Raw genomic sequence first — 15,926 nt, forward strand, 5'->3', positions numbered from 1 at the left:
TTCTTAAACGTAACGATTTACGCATCTTTTTACAAACATGGTGACTCCTTGGTCTCCATTGTCAGCGAGAATCAAATATCATATGAAGACAATCCTATATTCTTATCACTTTACTGAGCAATAAATACCTTCCGTATACTTAGTGATGCCTTCATCGTAATCAGGATACTTATATGCAAGACTTTCTGATACAGCTTTTGAATACTTTCTAAATAATGCATAGCAAGTAAATAAAGACTTCCACATTTCCTGATACCCATTCACAGAATATGTAGACATGAGTTCCTCCCATTCTTTATTTGAAAGGTACCGCTTCATAAATTTATAGTTCTTCCCCATACTAAATGAATACCCTTTCTGAGATGCGATATGCCAGGCCATCATTCTCAATAAATTAGGACGTACAATTTCATTTAAATGGTCAATGGCAAAAAGGATTTCATTTCTTGCTAGTCCTTTTACTACGTAAGTCGAAACCATCCAGAACTCATTACAGCAATCATCAAATTCCCTTGCAGTCGGCTTTTTCATCCAGTATTGGCGATCATTTGGGGTCACTTTATAGTTGATGAACGAATCCTTATCGAGCAAGACCTTAACCAAACCATCGTTATTAGCAAAATAATCTTCTGCTTCACGAATTGGAATAAGGGTTAGATCTAATTTGTTGCCATCCTCAAAAAGAATGATGTATGAAAACCAATTACCTAATTCAGGAGGAAAAAGCTCCATATCTTCTGGTTTTTGCATCAAAATGCGCTTCCCAAAGATTTCGAGCCACTGATCATTTTCTTTAAAAGATTCTACATCAGTTACAAAATACGAGATGTCATAATCTTGGAAGTTGTCAGGAGGGATATTTCTGTTTGTACGTGACCCTTCCAAAGTGACCAATCGGATTCTCTCATCGTTCAAAGCAAAGTCCAAGAAAATGTCCATCATTTCCTGCTCACTTCGCATCGCATGTTCCTCCGTTTCAGCCTTAATATCTAACTGTAAAACCGAATATTGATCTGTACGTCTTATAGATTTTTTTACTCTTGAATGTGATGTATTCTTCTAAGCTTTATTTTACATGAAGTCCTTCTATATATCATTCAAAATTAAGATGCAAGACATCTCAAAATCAGATATCAACTATGAAGGACTACATGAATATTCAGTTTTTTGTAGAGCCGCCATGGGACGACACTATCTTTGACACACTTTAATCCCCCCTGCTTTATCGACATGTTAACTGGTATGAGAGATTGACAAAAAGAAGGAAAACGATATATTTAAGCGAATACGAGTTTTTGAGCAAATTTTAAAATGACACTTTTTTCAAAAATCATGTCTTAACGGGGGGATTCGGTATGAATGAATTTATGAAGAAGTTTTCCTTAACAAAACCGATTATTCAAGCTCCAATGGCTGGCGGTATTACAACGCCCCGACTTGCATCTGCAGTTTCGAATCAAGGTGCTCTTGGCAGCTTAGCATCGGGGTATCTTACGCCAGACCTGCTAGAACAACAGATAAAAGAAATGTTTGAGCTGACAGACGCTCCTTTTCAAATTAATGTGTTTGTTCCGCTTGGTCTAGAAATGCCACCAGAAGATCAGATTAAAAAGTGGAAAGAAAACATACCGTTAGCTAATCAAGTAAATCAATTCACATCTGTACAAGAAGAGTGGGATGACTTCTATCAAAAAATTGATCTAATTTTAAAATATAAGGTTAAGGCTTGCTCATTCACTTTTGATCTGCCGCCTGAAGACGCAGTAAAGGAGCTAAAAACCGCTGGATGCTGTTTAATAGGAACCGCTTCAACAGTAGAAGAAGCATTGTTAATGGAAGAACGGGGAATGGATATAGTAGTCCTTCAAGGAAGTGAAGCCGGTGGACATCGCGGAGCATTCTTACCTTCCAAAGGTGAATCTGCCGTAGGTTTAATGGCTCTGATTCCACAAGCAGCAGATGCACTGAGCGTACCTGTCATAGCTGCTGGGGGAATGATAGACCACAGAGGAGTAAAAGCAGCTTTAACCCTTGGAGCCCAAGGCGTTCAAATCGGTTCTGCCTTTTTAATTTGTCACGAGAGTAACGCACATCCAGTACATAAACAGAAAATACTAGAGGCAAACGAAGCAGATACAAAGCTTACAACATTATTTTCAGGTAAAGAGGCCAGAGGAATCGTAAATAAATGGATGGAAGAAAAAGAACAGTTTGAGACACAAACCCTTCCGTACCCTTATCAAAATACACTAACGAAGGCAATGAGACAGAAGGCTTCACTTCAAAATAACCATGATCAGATGTCTTTATGGGCAGGTCAAGGGATACGGTCATTGACTGAGGAAATTTCGGTTAAGCAGCTTTTAAATCAGCTTTGCCAAGAGGATATAAAAATATAGGCGCACCTCATTGATAGAGCAAAAAGCAAACTTCGACAGGCAGTTTGCTTTTTTTTCGTAATTTCATCCTCTGACTCTGGAAATCTAAATACTCCTACATTTTCAAAGCTAATTGAATCGGGTTACCAATCATCCCATTGATACGATGCGATCTTAATGATTTCACCACAACCACAATACATCACCAACATTTCGATCTCATCTCCCCTTCTCAAATTTTGCTACCTATTCGAAAAATCGATAACTCCCATATTAAATCCGAATAGTAAAATGGTTTTTTTCGTTTGATTTAGATGATATAAAGTCATATGATAAAAAAAGAATGAGACAGAAAGCGTGAGAAGTTATGAAAATAGGATTTTTTGATTCTGGAATTGGTGGCATGACTGTATTGTATGAGGCCATAAAAGTTCTTCCTAATGAAGATTACATTTTTTATGCAGATACGGTAAACGTTCCATACGGTGAAAAATCAAAGGGTAAAGTTAAAGAATATATTTTCAATGCAGCTGAATTTTTGGCCAGTCAAAATATCAAAGCTCTTGTTATTGCGTGTAATACAGCTACTAGCATTGCGATAGAGGATCTTCGGAGAAATTTCGACTTTCCGATAATCGGAATCGAACCCGCTGTAAAGCCTGCTATAAATAAATGTACAGAGGAAAGAAAAAGAGTTCTGGTAGTTGCTACTAATTTGACCCTTAAAGAAGAGAAATTTCATAATCTAGTTAAAGAAATTGATCACCATGACCTTGTTGATTGCTTAGCTCTTCCAGGACTAGTTGAATTTGCTGAGAACTTTGATTTTGGTGAAGACAAGATCATTAAATATCTAGAGAACGAACTATCTTCTTTTGATCTGAAACAATATGGAACGATTGTGTTAGGATGCACTCATTTTCCGTTTTTCAAAAACAGTTTTGAAAAACTGTTTGGGATAACAGTTGATATTATTTCAGGCAGTGTCGGTACTGCAAAACAGTTGAAAAAAGTTCTTACAGATCGTAATCAGCTTGGTAAAGGATCGGGCTCAATCACCTTTTTCAATTCTGGCCATAAAATTGTGGACCAAGAAGTCATATCAAAGTACAAAAGATTGTTTGAAATATTAGATGAAACTCAAAGGAGTCATGTTGGATATTGAATGTAAATGAAAAAGACAATCTCCTGAAGAGAAACATGAACTAAGAAGCGGGCTTAAAAAGCCCACTTTTTTTCTAACAAACAATTGAGTTATACACACATATCTGATTACAGTGTTTTCTCTCTTTCCCCTCTTATTTCTCCCCCCTCTCTATAGCTTTTCTATTTCAATAAAACACAAGTCTCGATTGAAAAGTTATCGTAACATTTACACTTCACAGGAGATTTTTCACGATTGCGAATCGACCGTTTGCCAGATGCACAAAGTCATAATGTGTAAATTCTGTATCTATGTGCATGTTTATTATGGAATTATTTTCATAATGTTTTATAATACAAGATGATAGCGTTTTCTAATTATAATGATAGGGGGAAATAATGATGATGAAAAAAGGTCTGCTTGCGGGTGCGCTTACGGCAACCGTGCTTTTTGGCACATGTGCAGTAGATGTGCCGGGTATTATTAGTCCAAAAACCGCAGAAGCTGCATCACAGCTAACTGATGGAATCGGCGGGAGGGCTTACTTGAACAGTAATGGTGCCATTCTTGTTACGAAAATCCAGCTTCCTAGCTCCACTCAGGTTTCAAATGGGACAGCCTACATCTACTCTGGTTTTAGCGGAGGCACAGAATCCGATATTGGGCTTCAGTACAGTGATAAATATAATGTATGGAAACCATATATGAAAGTTGGTTCAAAAGGACAGGATCAGGTTCAGTACCTCGAAGGAGGAAGCCAATTCACGAATACGAAAGGCTTCCGTCCCGGCAGCACCGTACAACTTACCATCTACAAAAACCTTAACGGCAATACCCGCGCTACATACTGGGGCACGAACAATGCCGGATACAACGGCCGTCTCATCTCAGAAATCAGCAAAACAAATGTCGGCTCCATCTCAAAATGGAAAGCGCTCGCTACAGTTGCAACAACAGGGTCACGCCAATCTATCAAATCAAATTTTTCAACATCTTTTACAAACATCACCATCGACAACAAAGCAATAACACCTGTAATTGATACACAAGACTTCGCTAAAGTAACAGTCTCAGGCAACAGTGTCAGTTTGTCCGTTGTGAAAAATTAAAACATGTTGAGCAACCAGTGCGGCAATTGGCTTAAAAGGGGCTTTAAAAGGCCCTTTTTTCATTTCGATTTAACAGTTAGCTTTGGTTCATGCCGTCTAAGAAGCAGCCTGCCGGCAGCTAGACAGCCAGCTGATTGTACGGGAAACCCGCTAACACTTATTATGGTCGAAGGCGGTTCTTTTTAAAACGAATCACTTGTCTGTGTTCACCTTCTTTTCAGCTACATACTACGTGATAAGCGCGGAAAAAATTAAGGTTCCCCTTTACATTCTCTTCATTTGTTTTTTACAGTTGTCTACTATGCATACCGCTCTCTTAAGGGATAAAAGTCATTGGACGGGCATCTCTTCTAATCAATCTTCTTTTTCTTTCATTCCCCTCTGATTTCCGTAGGATTAGTAAGCACAGAGGCTTTTAGTTCCCGATTACAGGAACATTTTGAGGAATAATTATTTTGCCCTTCAAATCTGAAAGGTATATAATAAATATACTTGTATGACAATTGAAAGGAATGATTTTTATTAAATTCAATCCTGTTTCCAATAAAAAATTATACATACAAATTTATAATCAGATCCTTTCGGAAATTCAGTTAGGTTCTTTTAAAGTAGGTGATAAACTGCCTTCAGAAAGGGAATTATGTGAGCAGTTTGGTGTCAGCCGCGCGCCGGTTAGGCAGGCTTTGAGTGCCTTGGAAATGAATGGGGTCATTTATTCTCGCCAGGGAGAAGGTGTGTTTGTTAAGAATACCACAATAACCAATGGGATTTCTGCTTCCATGGAGTCAGCATCTCCGGAAGATATTGTGGAGGCAAGAATGCACATTGAGCCTTTAATTATAAAATTTGCGGCTTTGAGAGCGACTGACGATGATATTCAGGAGCTTAGGAAGACAATAAAAAAAATGGAAGAAGAAACGATGTCTGGTGTGTACGTTCCTGAAACTGACGAACAATTGCATATGGGGATTGCGAAAGCATCACATAATGATTTATTTATTACCTTCATGTCCGCTATCACAAATGCTATGAAGCAGCAGGAAATGTGGCGGTTTATTCGTGACCGAACCGTTACTCGTTCAGAATACCGCGAAGTGAATTTTCAGGAACATAAACTGATTATTAAAGCAATTGAGGACCGTAACGAAAAAGAAGCTGTTGAGCGAATGACTGCCCACATGCAGAACTTATATGAACGATATTGGAAAAGCTAAACTCTGTTAGAAGAAGCCCTTTATTTAAAAAAATCTGGCGTATAGTGGCTATAATATGACCTCCATTTCTATACGCCTTTACCTACCTATTCTCCTTTTTGGTCTTCTGATCCTAAACATCTTTGACAAATACCATATAACACTTTAACACCTTCAGAACTATAAACTGTATCGATCACTTTTTCACACACCTGGCATACAATCGTATCTTGTTGCACTTTTGATTTCTGTACCATGGTTTTATTGCCTCCAATCATTTTTATTTCACAAATGCCCTCATCAAATCAAGGCTTGATGGCCGCTTCCCCACAACGTCTGTGACCACAGCCCGAATGACAGTATTCATTCCTGGATCACCCTTTCGCTGATTAGCCCTAAATTTTTATGGACACTTTGCAAGATTTTGAGTTTTCTATATTCAAAAAATGACTGTCGTTCTGAACATCACCCATTGGCTCTTAATCACAAACCTTTTTCAACTAGACTTTTCAATGCTGGATTTATATGTGTCATTTTTTACTTTAAGCGCTTTTCCAGACTGTTTCACCAGAATTACAAGAATTAGAGAAGCTAGGATCATGCTTAAGCCTAAGAAAATCATACTTATATTAAAAGAACCTGTCATATCCTTAATATAACCGACAATGTATGGACCGAAAAATCCGCCAAGATTTCCGATACTATTGATTAATGCTATCGCACCACCCGCTGCAGCTCCTGTTAAGAAAGAAGGCGGAATTGCCCAAAAAGGAGAATAGGCACCAAAAGCGCCGCATAACGCAATTGTTAAAAATACAAATGCTAATATAACACTTGAATTTGCTACATAGCTGCTAATGACCATTGCAACAGCACTGACAGTTAAACAAGCAGCTACGTGCCAGAGTCTTTCGTTTTTCTTGTCAGAATGATTTCCAACTAAAATCATAACCACCATAGCGCAGAAATACATAACACCTAACAGCCAGCCCATCCCCTGTGTGCTTAGAGAAATCGTTTCAGATAATCCTTGTGAGATCGTCGGCAAGAACATATTAATGCCGTAATATCCAATCATCCAGCAAAAATAGCCGATCGATAGAATTAACACATCCCGATCTTTTAAGGCTTGAGCAAATGTATAGTGCTTTACCTGTTCTTTTTCCATCCTTTCTTTTGTTGTTACGTTAATAAGCCACCGCTTTTCATCTTTATTCAGCCAATTCACATCTTCGATTTTGTCATCTAGGTAAAAAAATGCAATTACACCAAGTATAAGCGCAGGAATCGCTTCTAAAATAAACAGCCACTGCCATCCAGATATATCAAGCCATTCAATTCCTAAGAGAAATGTAGAAAGCGGAGAACCCAATGCATTCGCCCCAGGGATGGCCAGCATAAATCCAGCAATTGCTTTAGCATGATGTTTCGTTTGATAAAATCCACTCAAATAAAAGACCATACATGGATAAAAACTAGCTTCTGCAGCACCTAATAAAAACCGCGCAGTATAAAACTGCCATGGTTCTTGTACAAAAGCCATTAATATCGCGATGATGGCCCACGTGATCATAATCCGGCTGATCCATTTTCTCGCCCCGATTTTTGTCATGATAGCACTACCCGGAACTTCTAAAATGAAATAACCAAGAAAGAAGATCCCTGCTCCCAGTCCAAATACAGCATTTGAAAACCCTAGATTCTCATTCATCTGGAGAGCTGCAAAACCGATATTAACTCGGTCTAAAATCGCGATAATAAAACATAAGAATAAAAATGGAATTAACCGGATTGTTACTTTACGAGTGGTTGAACGCTCTAATGCTAATTGATCCAAAAAGACTCCCCCTTAACCCTAGTTTTGTCCTCCTAGGTGCTGCCCTGTCCAAAGATAAAAGCATCACATTTTCTTCAAAAACAGAAAGTTCTCCTCTTTTTGTTAAACGCTTACATTTTTCTCTTGTTTTGTTTCGTCTTTGATAGAAGAGGGTCAGGCATGTTTAACATACCTGCTCTGCATAGATCCACTAGTCCATGTGTGAACCGCCATTAATATCAATTTCTTCCCCTGTGATGTAGGCTGCTTCTTTAGTAGCCAAAAACGTAATTGCGGCGGCAATTTCTTTTGTTTCACCCGGGCGACCCATGGGGATATTATCAATGACTTTTTTCGCATCTTCTTCAGAAAGTGATTTCCAAATGTCGGTATTGATAAGGCCAGGCGCTACACAATTCACAGTTATACCATCCTTCCCTACTTCACGGGCAAGGTTTTTAGAAAAGCCTAATACTGCTGCTTTGGAAGCGGAGTAATGGGCACCGCCAAAAACGCCGCCGCCCCTTTTTGCAGATACAGAAGAAAGATTGATAATACGGCCATATTGCTGCTTTTTCATTGTTTCTAAAACGGCTTGTGTGCACAAGAACAGCCCAAACATATTGACGTTGAATACTCTTGTCATATCTTCCAATGTCATATCCTGTACCGTTACTTTTTGAGAAATTCCTGCGTTATTCACTAAAATATCAATGCGCCCAAACTCTTCAAGTGTTTTGGCTATCATATGGTCAACTGATTCTTTATTCGTTACATTAACTTCTACACCAACCGCTCTCCCTCCGCTTTCTGTGATAGCTTCTACTGTTTTTAGAATACCTGTCTGATTCATATCTGCTACTACAATTGAAGCTCCCTGTTTGGCAAGAGTTAATGCAATGGTTCTGCCGATTCCTTTTTCAGACCCACTTCCTGTCACGATAGCTACCTGATCATTTAATGTAAACATGGCGTTCTCCCACTTTCATATTTTATCTTCTAAGCATATCCTTAGCCGTTTTTATAATGTTTTCGATGGTAATGCCGTTGATTTCCAGCAGCTTCTCATAAGGAGCTGATTCTCCAAACCGGTCCTGCACTCCGATTCGTTTGACTCGGCCCCTCCCTTCTTCCGCTGCTACTTCACATATAGCACTTCCCAGTCCATTCAGGATGTTGTGATCCTCTACAGTCACGATATTGCCGATATCCAGACACTCTACCACGGCTTCTATATCCAAAGGCTTGATTGTATGCATGTCTAAAAGTGTTGCATAAATCCCTTGCTCTTCCAGCTGTTTGACCGCTTCTAAGGCAAGATATACTGTATCGCCATTCGCAATGATTGCGATATCTTTTCCGTGCTTTAATTGTTTGGCTTTTCCAATGATAAATTCTTCATTTTCGTCGTAAATAACCGGCACTGCGTCTCGGGTAAAACGCAGATACATTGGGCCGTACGTATTCGCTGCCTGCCTGATCAGTTTTCTAGTTGAGTGGTAGTCAGCACCCATGATCACAGTCATATTTGGGAATGATCTTAAAACGCCCATATCCTCAATCGCCTGGTGGCTCCCGCCATCGTTTCCCGGCGTTAGTCCGCCGTGTGAGCAGGCGATTTTTACATTCAAATTTGGATAGCAAACTTCTTGGCGAATTTGTTCCGCCATGCGCAGCGAACCGAAGACGGCATAAGTGCTTACAAATGGGATTTTACCTGTTGTCGCCAAACCTGCTGCCAGGCCGGCGCCGTTCTGTTCCGCAATCCCGACGTTCACATGCTGATGGGGGAGCTGTTTTATGAATTCTCCTGTTTTGCATGACTTGCCGATATCGATATCGATTACGTAAATATTTTTATTTTCTTTTCCCAATTGAACGATTTCATCACCGAAAGCTTCCCGCGTCGCTTTTTTCGTGATTAATGCTTTTTCGGTTTGGCTCATGATCTTAAACCTCCTGCCAGTTCCTCTAATGCTTGTTCGTATTCTTTCTCCTTTGGCGCTACTCCGTGCCATGAGCAGATATTTTCCATGTAAGACACGCCTTTGCCTTTAATCGTGTCTGCTACAATGCATTTCGGCTTTCTATTTTTCGTTTTTGTTACGATGTCTAATGTCTCTACAATCTCTTCCATCGAGTGTCCATCAATTCGCTTTGTTTCAAAACCAAATACTTCGAACTTTTTCTCGATATCTTGAAGTGGCATTACTTCATCACAGAATCCATCAATTTGCAGACGGTTATTGTCGACAAAAACAATTAAGTTATCAAGGCTATATTTCACTGCTGTTTGAACCGCTTCCCAAATTTGTCCTTCTTGGCATTCTCCGTCACCTACCATAGCGAACACCCGGTAATCTTTGTCGTCCCGTTTTCCTGCAAGCGCCATACCGACACCGCAGGAAAGCCCTTGGCCTAGTGAGCCAGTTGAAATATCGATCCCTGGACATTTCTTCATATCAGGATGTCCTTGAAAAGGCGAGCCGTACTGCCTTAATTTGTATACGCTTTCATAAGGGACAAAGCCTCGCAGCGCTAAGGCAGCGTATTGAATAGGTGCCACATGGCCTTTCGATAAGACAAAACGGTCACGGTCTTCCCACTTGGGATTTTGGGGATCTATTTTCATTTCTTTAAAATAAAGGGCTGTGATGATATCAGCAGCAGATAATGAACCTCCTGGATGCCCGGACTGCGCTTCGTAAATCATTGTTACCGCTGTTTTCCTAAGCTCAATGGCTTTCTCTTGGAGTTCCGCAATACTTATTTCTTTCACTCCGATCACCTCAGTCATTATTAAGATAGAAACACGAATACTCAGTTACTTGTTCACTTGTATTACAAGTAACTTATGAGAACACTATACAACTCCTGAAAGCGTTTGTCTACCGTTTTTTGAAAATTTAAAATCAAATCGATTAAAGCTCAAATACTTAACATCTAGCTTGGCTCCATTTCAGATTGATATAAGGACACCACCACGCCAGTGTCAACTGGTTATTACCCTTAAAAATCTTTTTTGAGCAAATCCACTCAATTATTAGAAAAAACGACACCTTCATATCAAAATAAGCTAGATCAATGTACTAAATCGGAAAAGATGAGATGTTACATGTGAAGGGAGTAAAAGTATGAAGAGGTTTGGAATGTCTATAACCAGGCCTCTTTTTTCTTTGTATCTTGGGCTGGGTAACGGCGCTGCTTCTGCTAACCTCTTACCGCGAAAGATTATTCAGTCTCATAAATGCTTCCAGCACATTAAATATGATACAAACACACCAATCCAACAATTTCTATTTCTCTATTTAGCTTTTTTATGTGTGAGGAATAGACTTGGAATGAAGATGGTGGCAAGGATAACTGCAGAAACTAAGAACCCAGCATGGTAACCTTTTAAGCCATTCGCAATCGTTGGTTGTAACCTTTGCATGACAGTTGCGACTACAGTTGCGATAACAGCTGTACCAAAGCTCGAACCGAGATTTTCAATAATATGAATACCGACACCTGCTTCTGGAAGTTGTTTGCTGCCAAGTCCTGTATAAGCATCACTCGTCAATGGAAGCATAATCCCTCCAAAACTGGTCCCGCGGATGAATAATATGATAGAAATCCAAATCATACTTGTTTTATCGGTGATAAAGATAAGCGGAATAGATCCGATAAGCGAAAGAACAAGACTGACCATAACCACGTATTTTGCACCGATCTTATCAATCATTTTTCCAATCATTGGCCGAGTAACGAGCATCCCAACTCCTTGAGGGATTAATGCAAGCGCAGCTTCGATTGCCGTGAAATGACGGAAGTTTTGAAAGAACAATGGAAGTATTAACATGGGTCCCATGACGGCAATATTCGCTAATAATAACCCGACGCTGGATGTTAAGAAGTTTTTGTGTGCAAACAAATTTATAGGGAGTACGGTTTGATTTTTTCTGATTCGATTATATACGATGTAAATTACAGCTAAAGCGAGGCCGAAGCCTACCCATAGGATTGTTTCGCTATTGTTAAATGATGCATGGTCTGCTGCTTTTGTAATTCCGTATATCATTGCTGCACTCATTAAGGATAGATTAATAATTCCAAAAATATCAAGTTTACTATTTTTGTTGAATGGCTCAAAGTCTGGAAGAGTTTTCATCATCAGTGGTGCAGCAATCAAAACGATGAACACGTTGATGAAGAAAATCCAATGCCATGATGTAGTTTGAACGATGAAGCCCCCGATTACAGGTCCTAAGATTGGGCCCAAAATCATAGGTGTGCTGACGATAGCCATAACTTTTCCTATATTCTCTGGACCTGCTGTTTTAACCAAGAGTGTTGACATAAGTGGAGTAATAATCCCAGCGCTAAATCCTTGAAGCAAACGGAATAAGATAAAGCTAGAAACATCCCAACTAATTCCAGCAAAAACAGAAGTTACACCAAAGGCAATGACTGCGCCGATTAAGATTTTCTTTCCATTAAATTTGTTCATAAGCCATCCGGATACTGGAACTGCAATAGCAAGAGCTAAAACATAACCTGTAATGGACCATTGAATGGTATCCAACGTCGTACTGAAATCCTTATTTAATTTGTCGATGGCAATGGCAATGTTCACCATAGTTGAGTCAAGCATTGGGGCAATTGCTCCAAGTGCAATGGCCCAGGCAGCCATGAGGATTTCTTTTGGTAATCCTGGTTCCTTTACTTTGTCTTTTAACATATTATTCTCCTCTCAGAAACCATTTTGTTTCCCCGTCAACAAAAAGATAGCACCATATTGTTTCCGTGTCAACAAAATTAAGAATAAAAAAGACAGCCCATTCACAATAGAGTTGGGCTGACTATGGTTTCTTTATTCTATTTATCCGATTTAATTAACAGCTATTCCCTGTTTCTTTATTTCAGTATCCAAATGCCTGCTGTACTTTTCCACGAAGCTGAGCATACTGTCAAATTGTTCTTCGGTAACTTGTTCAAAAACGACTTTGTCCCGTTCTCGAAACTCTTTATGGAGTTCCTCATGGATGTTATAAATTACTTTTCCTTGCGCAGTAAGCCTAAAATAAATTTCTTTTTTATTATCCGGCTTCTGGTAGCTTTCAATAAGGTCTTTTTTTATCAGTTTCTTAGTTAATTTACTTATGGCACCTCTCGTCATATAAAGGGACTCCGCAAGTTTTCTCACATTGCTATCAGCATTTTTCCCAATGGATTCAATACAATGTACTTCAGAAGGCTTGTACCCCTTCAAACTGTCTTCCATCTTAGACTTATTAAGCAACACCATCTTGTTAAATAAGTCTCTGAAATTCAATATGAGCTGTTCTTCTTTATTCATGGCCTGCCCTCCCACCAGTTGGTGCACTAGCCATATTATATTCATTTTTTGTTTCTATTTCAACAAAATGAGAAAATGATAACTAGTAAGATTAGGGCAGCACACTATTTCCCTTAACTTTTAATTGGATGCTGTCGGGCTTATAGACCACCTTTATTTTGTTAGAACTCACCGTCGGCGGAGAGAAGAAACGCAAAAAACTAAAGAGGACAAAAAGCTGCTGGCGAAGGGTCAGCAGCTAATACAGGGGCGTATAAACATTTCATTCCATACTTTATGATAAAAAAGCACCATACTTCATAGAATAATCATCATTTAATGAGCCATCATCTCATGGGCAATATCGTGTCCATCCATTTTTGACGGGTAGTAAGTAGGCCAGTTTTTGACTTCATCAAGTAAAGCTTCACGGTCGTCCCCCCAATAGAGATGGTAATGACTAGCTTTAGTCGGGTAAATACTATGATCACTAAACTGAATATACTGAGGCAGCCCTTCTGCTTTTTTAGCTAGTTTGAATATGTATCTTACCCCTCTATTGCCCGCATCATAGGTTAGAATTTCGTATCCGTCATACGTATACTTACCAGAATATTCTTTTCCATTTTTGAAGAACGTTACAGTATCTTTCTGGATTACAATACGGTCAACATCTGTTTGATAGCCTTTTTTATAATACTCTTTATATTCTTCAGCTGTCTTGCCGCCTTCGTGTTCTGATTTATATGAAAACACTTCGTCAAGAGTACCATCTTGCAGGTATGGATATACAGATTGCCAATCTCCTTCCCAATCAGAAAGTAAGCGATCCTTTACTTGGCTGTTTTTAAAATAGCCTTCATATATTTTTTCTGTTTCTTCATCATGCGCATGACTATGATCGTGAGAATGTTCGTGTGTATGACTGTCAGATGTTTGCTCTTGCGTTTTGGAAGAGTCTTCTTCAACTGCTGAGGATGATGTTGTTTGATTAGACTCACCTGCAGAAGAACCGGAAGTCTGACATCCTGCCAAAACTAGTAATGAACCAATCGTTAATATGCCTAGCCGTTTTGAAAATAAAATGTTCATTCCAACACTCCTTTTTTATTAAATCGAAAACATTACGATTTATTATACATACATCTCTTGCAAACATCAAAGGAAAAATGCTCTTCATGCGGATGGCCTATTTTAAAGGAATAACTGACTATGTTCATCAGTTATTCCTTTAAAATACGAAAGTCTACGATATTTCCATATCGATCCGCTTCAATGTGACAGCACCCCTCAAGCAGCTGTTTTAATTTTCCACGTCCGCGTTGTACCCTTGATTTTGCTCCGGAGTAAGAAATGCCGAGCTTTTCACTCAACTCTTTTTGTGATAACCCCTGGAAATCAGTTAACTCGAGCGCCTCTCGATACTTTTCAGGCAACCGTTTGATGGTCGATCGAATACACACAGTTGCTTCCTTGGTGAAATTTTCTTCCTCTGCACTGTCATTAAAATGTAGAACATCAGGCAATATTTCGCTTGTTTTTTTTGTACGGTAAAAATCAATAATCGTATTTCTAGTGATCCGATAAATCCAGCTGTCGATCTTTTGTTCATCGATCAGATTTGGGAGATGCACTTGTATTTTCATAAATACGATTTGCAAGAGGTCATCAACGATAGATTGATCGTTAACCCTATGTGAAATATATGTTTTTAACGGCTGATGAAATTGATCCCATAGATCCTCTATATTCATTTGAAAAAACCTCCTATAATTTTGCGTCTGCTTTACATTTGCTTCGTCTTTTTAATCGTAACAAAGAGCAAACAATTGTTGAATCAATTGTATTGCAGCTGTTGCCAAAAATAATGATAAAGGAGAGGTTTGTTGTGGAGTATACCTATTTAGGGAGAACAGGATTGCGGGTGAGCCGTTTATGTTTAGGCACGATGAATTTTGGAGTTGATACAGACGAAAAGACTGCGTTCCGTATCATGGATGAAGCACTTGATAACGGCATTCAATTTTTTGATACTGCCAATATTTACGGCTGGGGCAAAAACGCAGGATTGACAGAGAGCATCATTGGAAAATGGTTTGCACAAGGAGGACAGCGCCGCGAGAAAGTTGTTCTGGCGACAAAAGTATATGAACCGATTTCTGATCCGAATGACGGACCAAATGATATGAGGGGCTTGTCTCTATACAAAATCAGACGTCATCTGGAAGGATCACTGAAGCGGCTTCAGACAGATCATATCGAATTGTACCAAATGCATCATATCGATAGGCGGACACCGTGGGATGAGATATGGGAAGCTTTTGAGACTCAGGTTCGCTCCGGCAAAGTAGACTATATTGGATCCAGTAATTTTGCAGGCTGGCATTTAGTTAAAGCGCAAGCTGAAGCTGAAAAACGGCGATTCATGGGACTCGTCACTGAACAGCATAAGTATAGTTTATTAGAACGAACAGCTGAAATGGAAGTGCTGCCGGCTGCACGGGATCTTGGTTTAGGAGTAGTGGCGTGGAGTCCCCTTGCAGGAGGGCTTCTTGGCGGGAAGGCATTGAAAAGCAATGCCGGAACTCGTACAGCAAAAAGAGCAGATTTAATTGAAAAACATCGTTTGCAACTCGAGAAATTTTCAGATTTATGCAAAGAACTAGGAGAAAAAGAAGCAAATGTGGCTTTGGCATGGGTGCTGGCAAATCCAGTTTTAACTGCGCCGATCATCGGACCACGAACGGTTGAGCAGCTGCGTGATACGATAAAAGCCGTTGAAATCAGTCTGGATAAGGAGATTCTCCGCATGTTAAATGATATCTTTCCCGGACCTGGAGGAGAGACACCTGAGGCATACGCCTGGTGATACATTCATTACTCAATACTGACATTTTTCTTAAATATTTATACTGAACTATCATATTAAGAAAGACAAGAGCATGTTTGTCTCTTGTCTTTTCCACATC

15 protein-coding genes are annotated in these 15,926 nt (G+C 39.4%); 5 read left to right on the plus strand and 10 right to left on the minus strand.

The window, feature by feature from the left end; all coding sequences use genetic code 11:
• Positions 1-105: 105 nt before the first annotated feature.
• Positions 106-960 carry an aminoglycoside 6-adenylyltransferase AadK gene (aadK, locus tag QF06_RS11545; protein WP_041850110.1) on the minus strand — a complete coding sequence of 285 codons (855 nt, stop codon included), beginning with the start codon at positions 958-960 and terminating at the stop codon, positions 106-108.
• A 395-nt stretch (positions 961-1,355) separates the two neighbouring features.
• On the opposite strand from aadK, the gene QF06_RS11550 reads away from it, so the two are divergent.
• The 4 genes from QF06_RS11550 to QF06_RS11565 all read left to right on the plus strand — a co-directional run bounded on the left by QF06_RS11550 (position 1,356) and on the right by QF06_RS11565 (position 5,845).
• Positions 1,356-2,399: a nitronate monooxygenase gene (locus QF06_RS11550; protein ID WP_019712534.1), complete on the plus strand. Its 1,044-nt coding sequence runs from the start codon at positions 1,356-1,358 to the stop codon at positions 2,397-2,399.
• A gap of 346 nt (positions 2,400-2,745) precedes the next feature.
• Positions 2,746-3,543 (plus strand): glutamate racemase, encoded by a 798-nt coding sequence (gene murI / locus QF06_RS11555; protein WP_041850111.1) that lies wholly within the window; start codon positions 2,746-2,748, stop codon positions 3,541-3,543.
• 380 nt (positions 3,544-3,923) lie between these two features.
• Positions 3,924-4,631 carry a YrpD family protein gene (locus QF06_RS11560; protein ID WP_032726255.1) on the plus strand — a complete coding sequence of 236 codons (708 nt, stop codon included), beginning with the start codon at positions 3,924-3,926 and terminating at the stop codon, positions 4,629-4,631.
• Between the two features lie 512 nt (positions 4,632-5,143).
• A complete protein-coding gene (locus QF06_RS11565) occupies positions 5,144-5,845 on the plus strand; it encodes a FadR/GntR family transcriptional regulator (RefSeq protein WP_038829685.1) in 702 nt (233 codons plus the stop codon).
• An 86-nt stretch (positions 5,846-5,931) separates the two neighbouring features.
• On the opposite strand, the gene QF06_RS21850 is transcribed toward QF06_RS11565, so the two are convergent.
• The 9 genes from QF06_RS21850 to sigZ all read right to left on the minus strand — a co-directional run bounded on the left by QF06_RS21850 (position 5,932) and on the right by sigZ (position 14,711).
• Complete coding sequence (locus QF06_RS21850; protein ID WP_250634830.1) at positions 5,932-6,102, minus strand: GapA-binding peptide SR1P; 171 nt, start codon at positions 6,100-6,102, stop codon at positions 5,932-5,934.
• 218 nt (positions 6,103-6,320) lie between these two features.
• Complete coding sequence (locus QF06_RS11570) at positions 6,321-7,661, minus strand: MFS transporter (protein WP_041850112.1); 1,341 nt, start codon at positions 7,659-7,661, stop codon at positions 6,321-6,323.
• A gap of 190 nt (positions 7,662-7,851) precedes the next feature.
• On the minus strand, positions 7,852-8,610 hold the full coding sequence (locus QF06_RS11575) for an SDR family NAD(P)-dependent oxidoreductase (RefSeq protein ID WP_038829677.1): 759 nt from the start codon (positions 8,608-8,610) through the stop codon (positions 7,852-7,854).
• Positions 8,611-8,632: 22 nt separating this feature from the next.
• Positions 8,633-9,586 (minus strand): transketolase family protein, encoded by a 954-nt coding sequence (locus QF06_RS11580; protein WP_038829676.1) that lies wholly within the window; start codon positions 9,584-9,586, stop codon positions 8,633-8,635.
• A complete protein-coding gene (locus QF06_RS11585) occupies positions 9,583-10,419 on the minus strand; it encodes a transketolase (RefSeq protein WP_088300725.1) in 837 nt (278 codons plus the stop codon). Before QF06_RS11585 ends, QF06_RS11580 begins: the two co-directional genes overlap by 4 nt.
• Before the next feature lie 525 nt (positions 10,420-10,944).
• The gene (locus QF06_RS11590; protein WP_043940170.1) at positions 10,945-12,360 is read right to left on the minus strand and encodes an MDR family MFS transporter; all 1,416 of its coding nucleotides are present in this window, start codon (positions 12,358-12,360) and stop codon (positions 10,945-10,947) included.
• 150 nt (positions 12,361-12,510) lie between these two features.
• A complete protein-coding gene (locus QF06_RS11595; protein ID WP_038829673.1) occupies positions 12,511-12,978 on the minus strand; it encodes a MarR family winged helix-turn-helix transcriptional regulator in 468 nt (155 codons plus the stop codon).
• A 315-nt stretch (positions 12,979-13,293) separates the two neighbouring features.
• Positions 13,294-14,049, minus strand: a complete 756-nt coding sequence (locus QF06_RS11600) for a metal-binding protein ZinT (protein ID WP_003229858.1) — start codon at positions 14,047-14,049, stop codon at positions 13,294-13,296.
• A gap of 131 nt (positions 14,050-14,180) precedes the next feature.
• Entirely contained in the window at positions 14,181-14,711 is a 531-nt protein-coding gene (gene sigZ / locus QF06_RS11605; RefSeq protein ID WP_004398507.1) for an RNA polymerase sigma factor SigZ, read from the minus strand.
• 134 nt (positions 14,712-14,845) lie between these two features.
• On the opposite strand from sigZ, the gene QF06_RS11610 reads away from it, so the two are divergent.
• Positions 14,846-15,826 (plus strand): aldo/keto reductase, encoded by a 981-nt coding sequence (locus tag QF06_RS11610; protein ID WP_004398762.1) that lies wholly within the window; start codon positions 14,846-14,848, stop codon positions 15,824-15,826.
• Positions 15,827-15,926 lie beyond the last annotated feature (100 nt).

The organism is Bacillus sp. YP1 (assembly GCF_000877815.1).
GTDB lineage: Bacteria > Bacillota > Bacilli > Bacillales > Bacillaceae > Bacillus > Bacillus subtilis.

Coding starts and splice junctions, on each gene's coding strand:
- aadK (WP_041850110.1), bottom strand. CDS start 960: ATGCGAAGTGAGCAGGAAATGATGGACATTTTCTTGGACTTTGCTTTG.
- QF06_RS11550 (WP_019712534.1), top strand. CDS start 1,356: ATGAATGAATTTATGAAGAAGTTTTCCTTAACAAAACCGATTATTCAA.
- murI (WP_041850111.1), top strand. CDS start 2,746: ATGAAAATAGGATTTTTTGATTCTGGAATTGGTGGCATGACTGTATTG.
- QF06_RS11560 (WP_032726255.1), top strand. CDS start 3,924: ATGATGAAAAAAGGTCTGCTTGCGGGTGCGCTTACGGCAACCGTGCTT.
- QF06_RS11565 (WP_038829685.1), top strand. CDS start 5,144: ATGATTTTTATTAAATTCAATCCTGTTTCCAATAAAAAATTATACATA.
- QF06_RS21850 (WP_250634830.1), bottom strand. CDS start 6,102: ATGATTGGAGGCAATAAAACCATGGTACAGAAATCAAAAGTGCAACAA.
- QF06_RS11575 (WP_038829677.1), bottom strand. CDS start 8,610: ATGTTTACATTAAATGATCAGGTAGCTATCGTGACAGGAAGTGGGTCT.
- QF06_RS11580 (WP_038829676.1), bottom strand. CDS start 9,586: ATGAGCCAAACCGAAAAAGCATTAATCACGAAAAAAGCGACGCGGGAA.
- QF06_RS11590 (WP_043940170.1), bottom strand. CDS start 12,360: ATGTTAAAAGACAAAGTAAAGGAACCAGGATTACCAAAAGAAATCCTC.
- QF06_RS11595 (WP_038829673.1), bottom strand. CDS start 12,978: ATGAATAAAGAAGAACAGCTCATATTGAATTTCAGAGACTTATTTAAC.
- QF06_RS11600 (WP_003229858.1), bottom strand. CDS start 14,049: ATGAACATTTTATTTTCAAAACGGCTAGGCATATTAACGATTGGTTCA.
- sigZ (WP_004398507.1), bottom strand. CDS start 14,711: ATGAATATAGAGGATCTATGGGATCAATTTCATCAGCCGTTAAAAACA.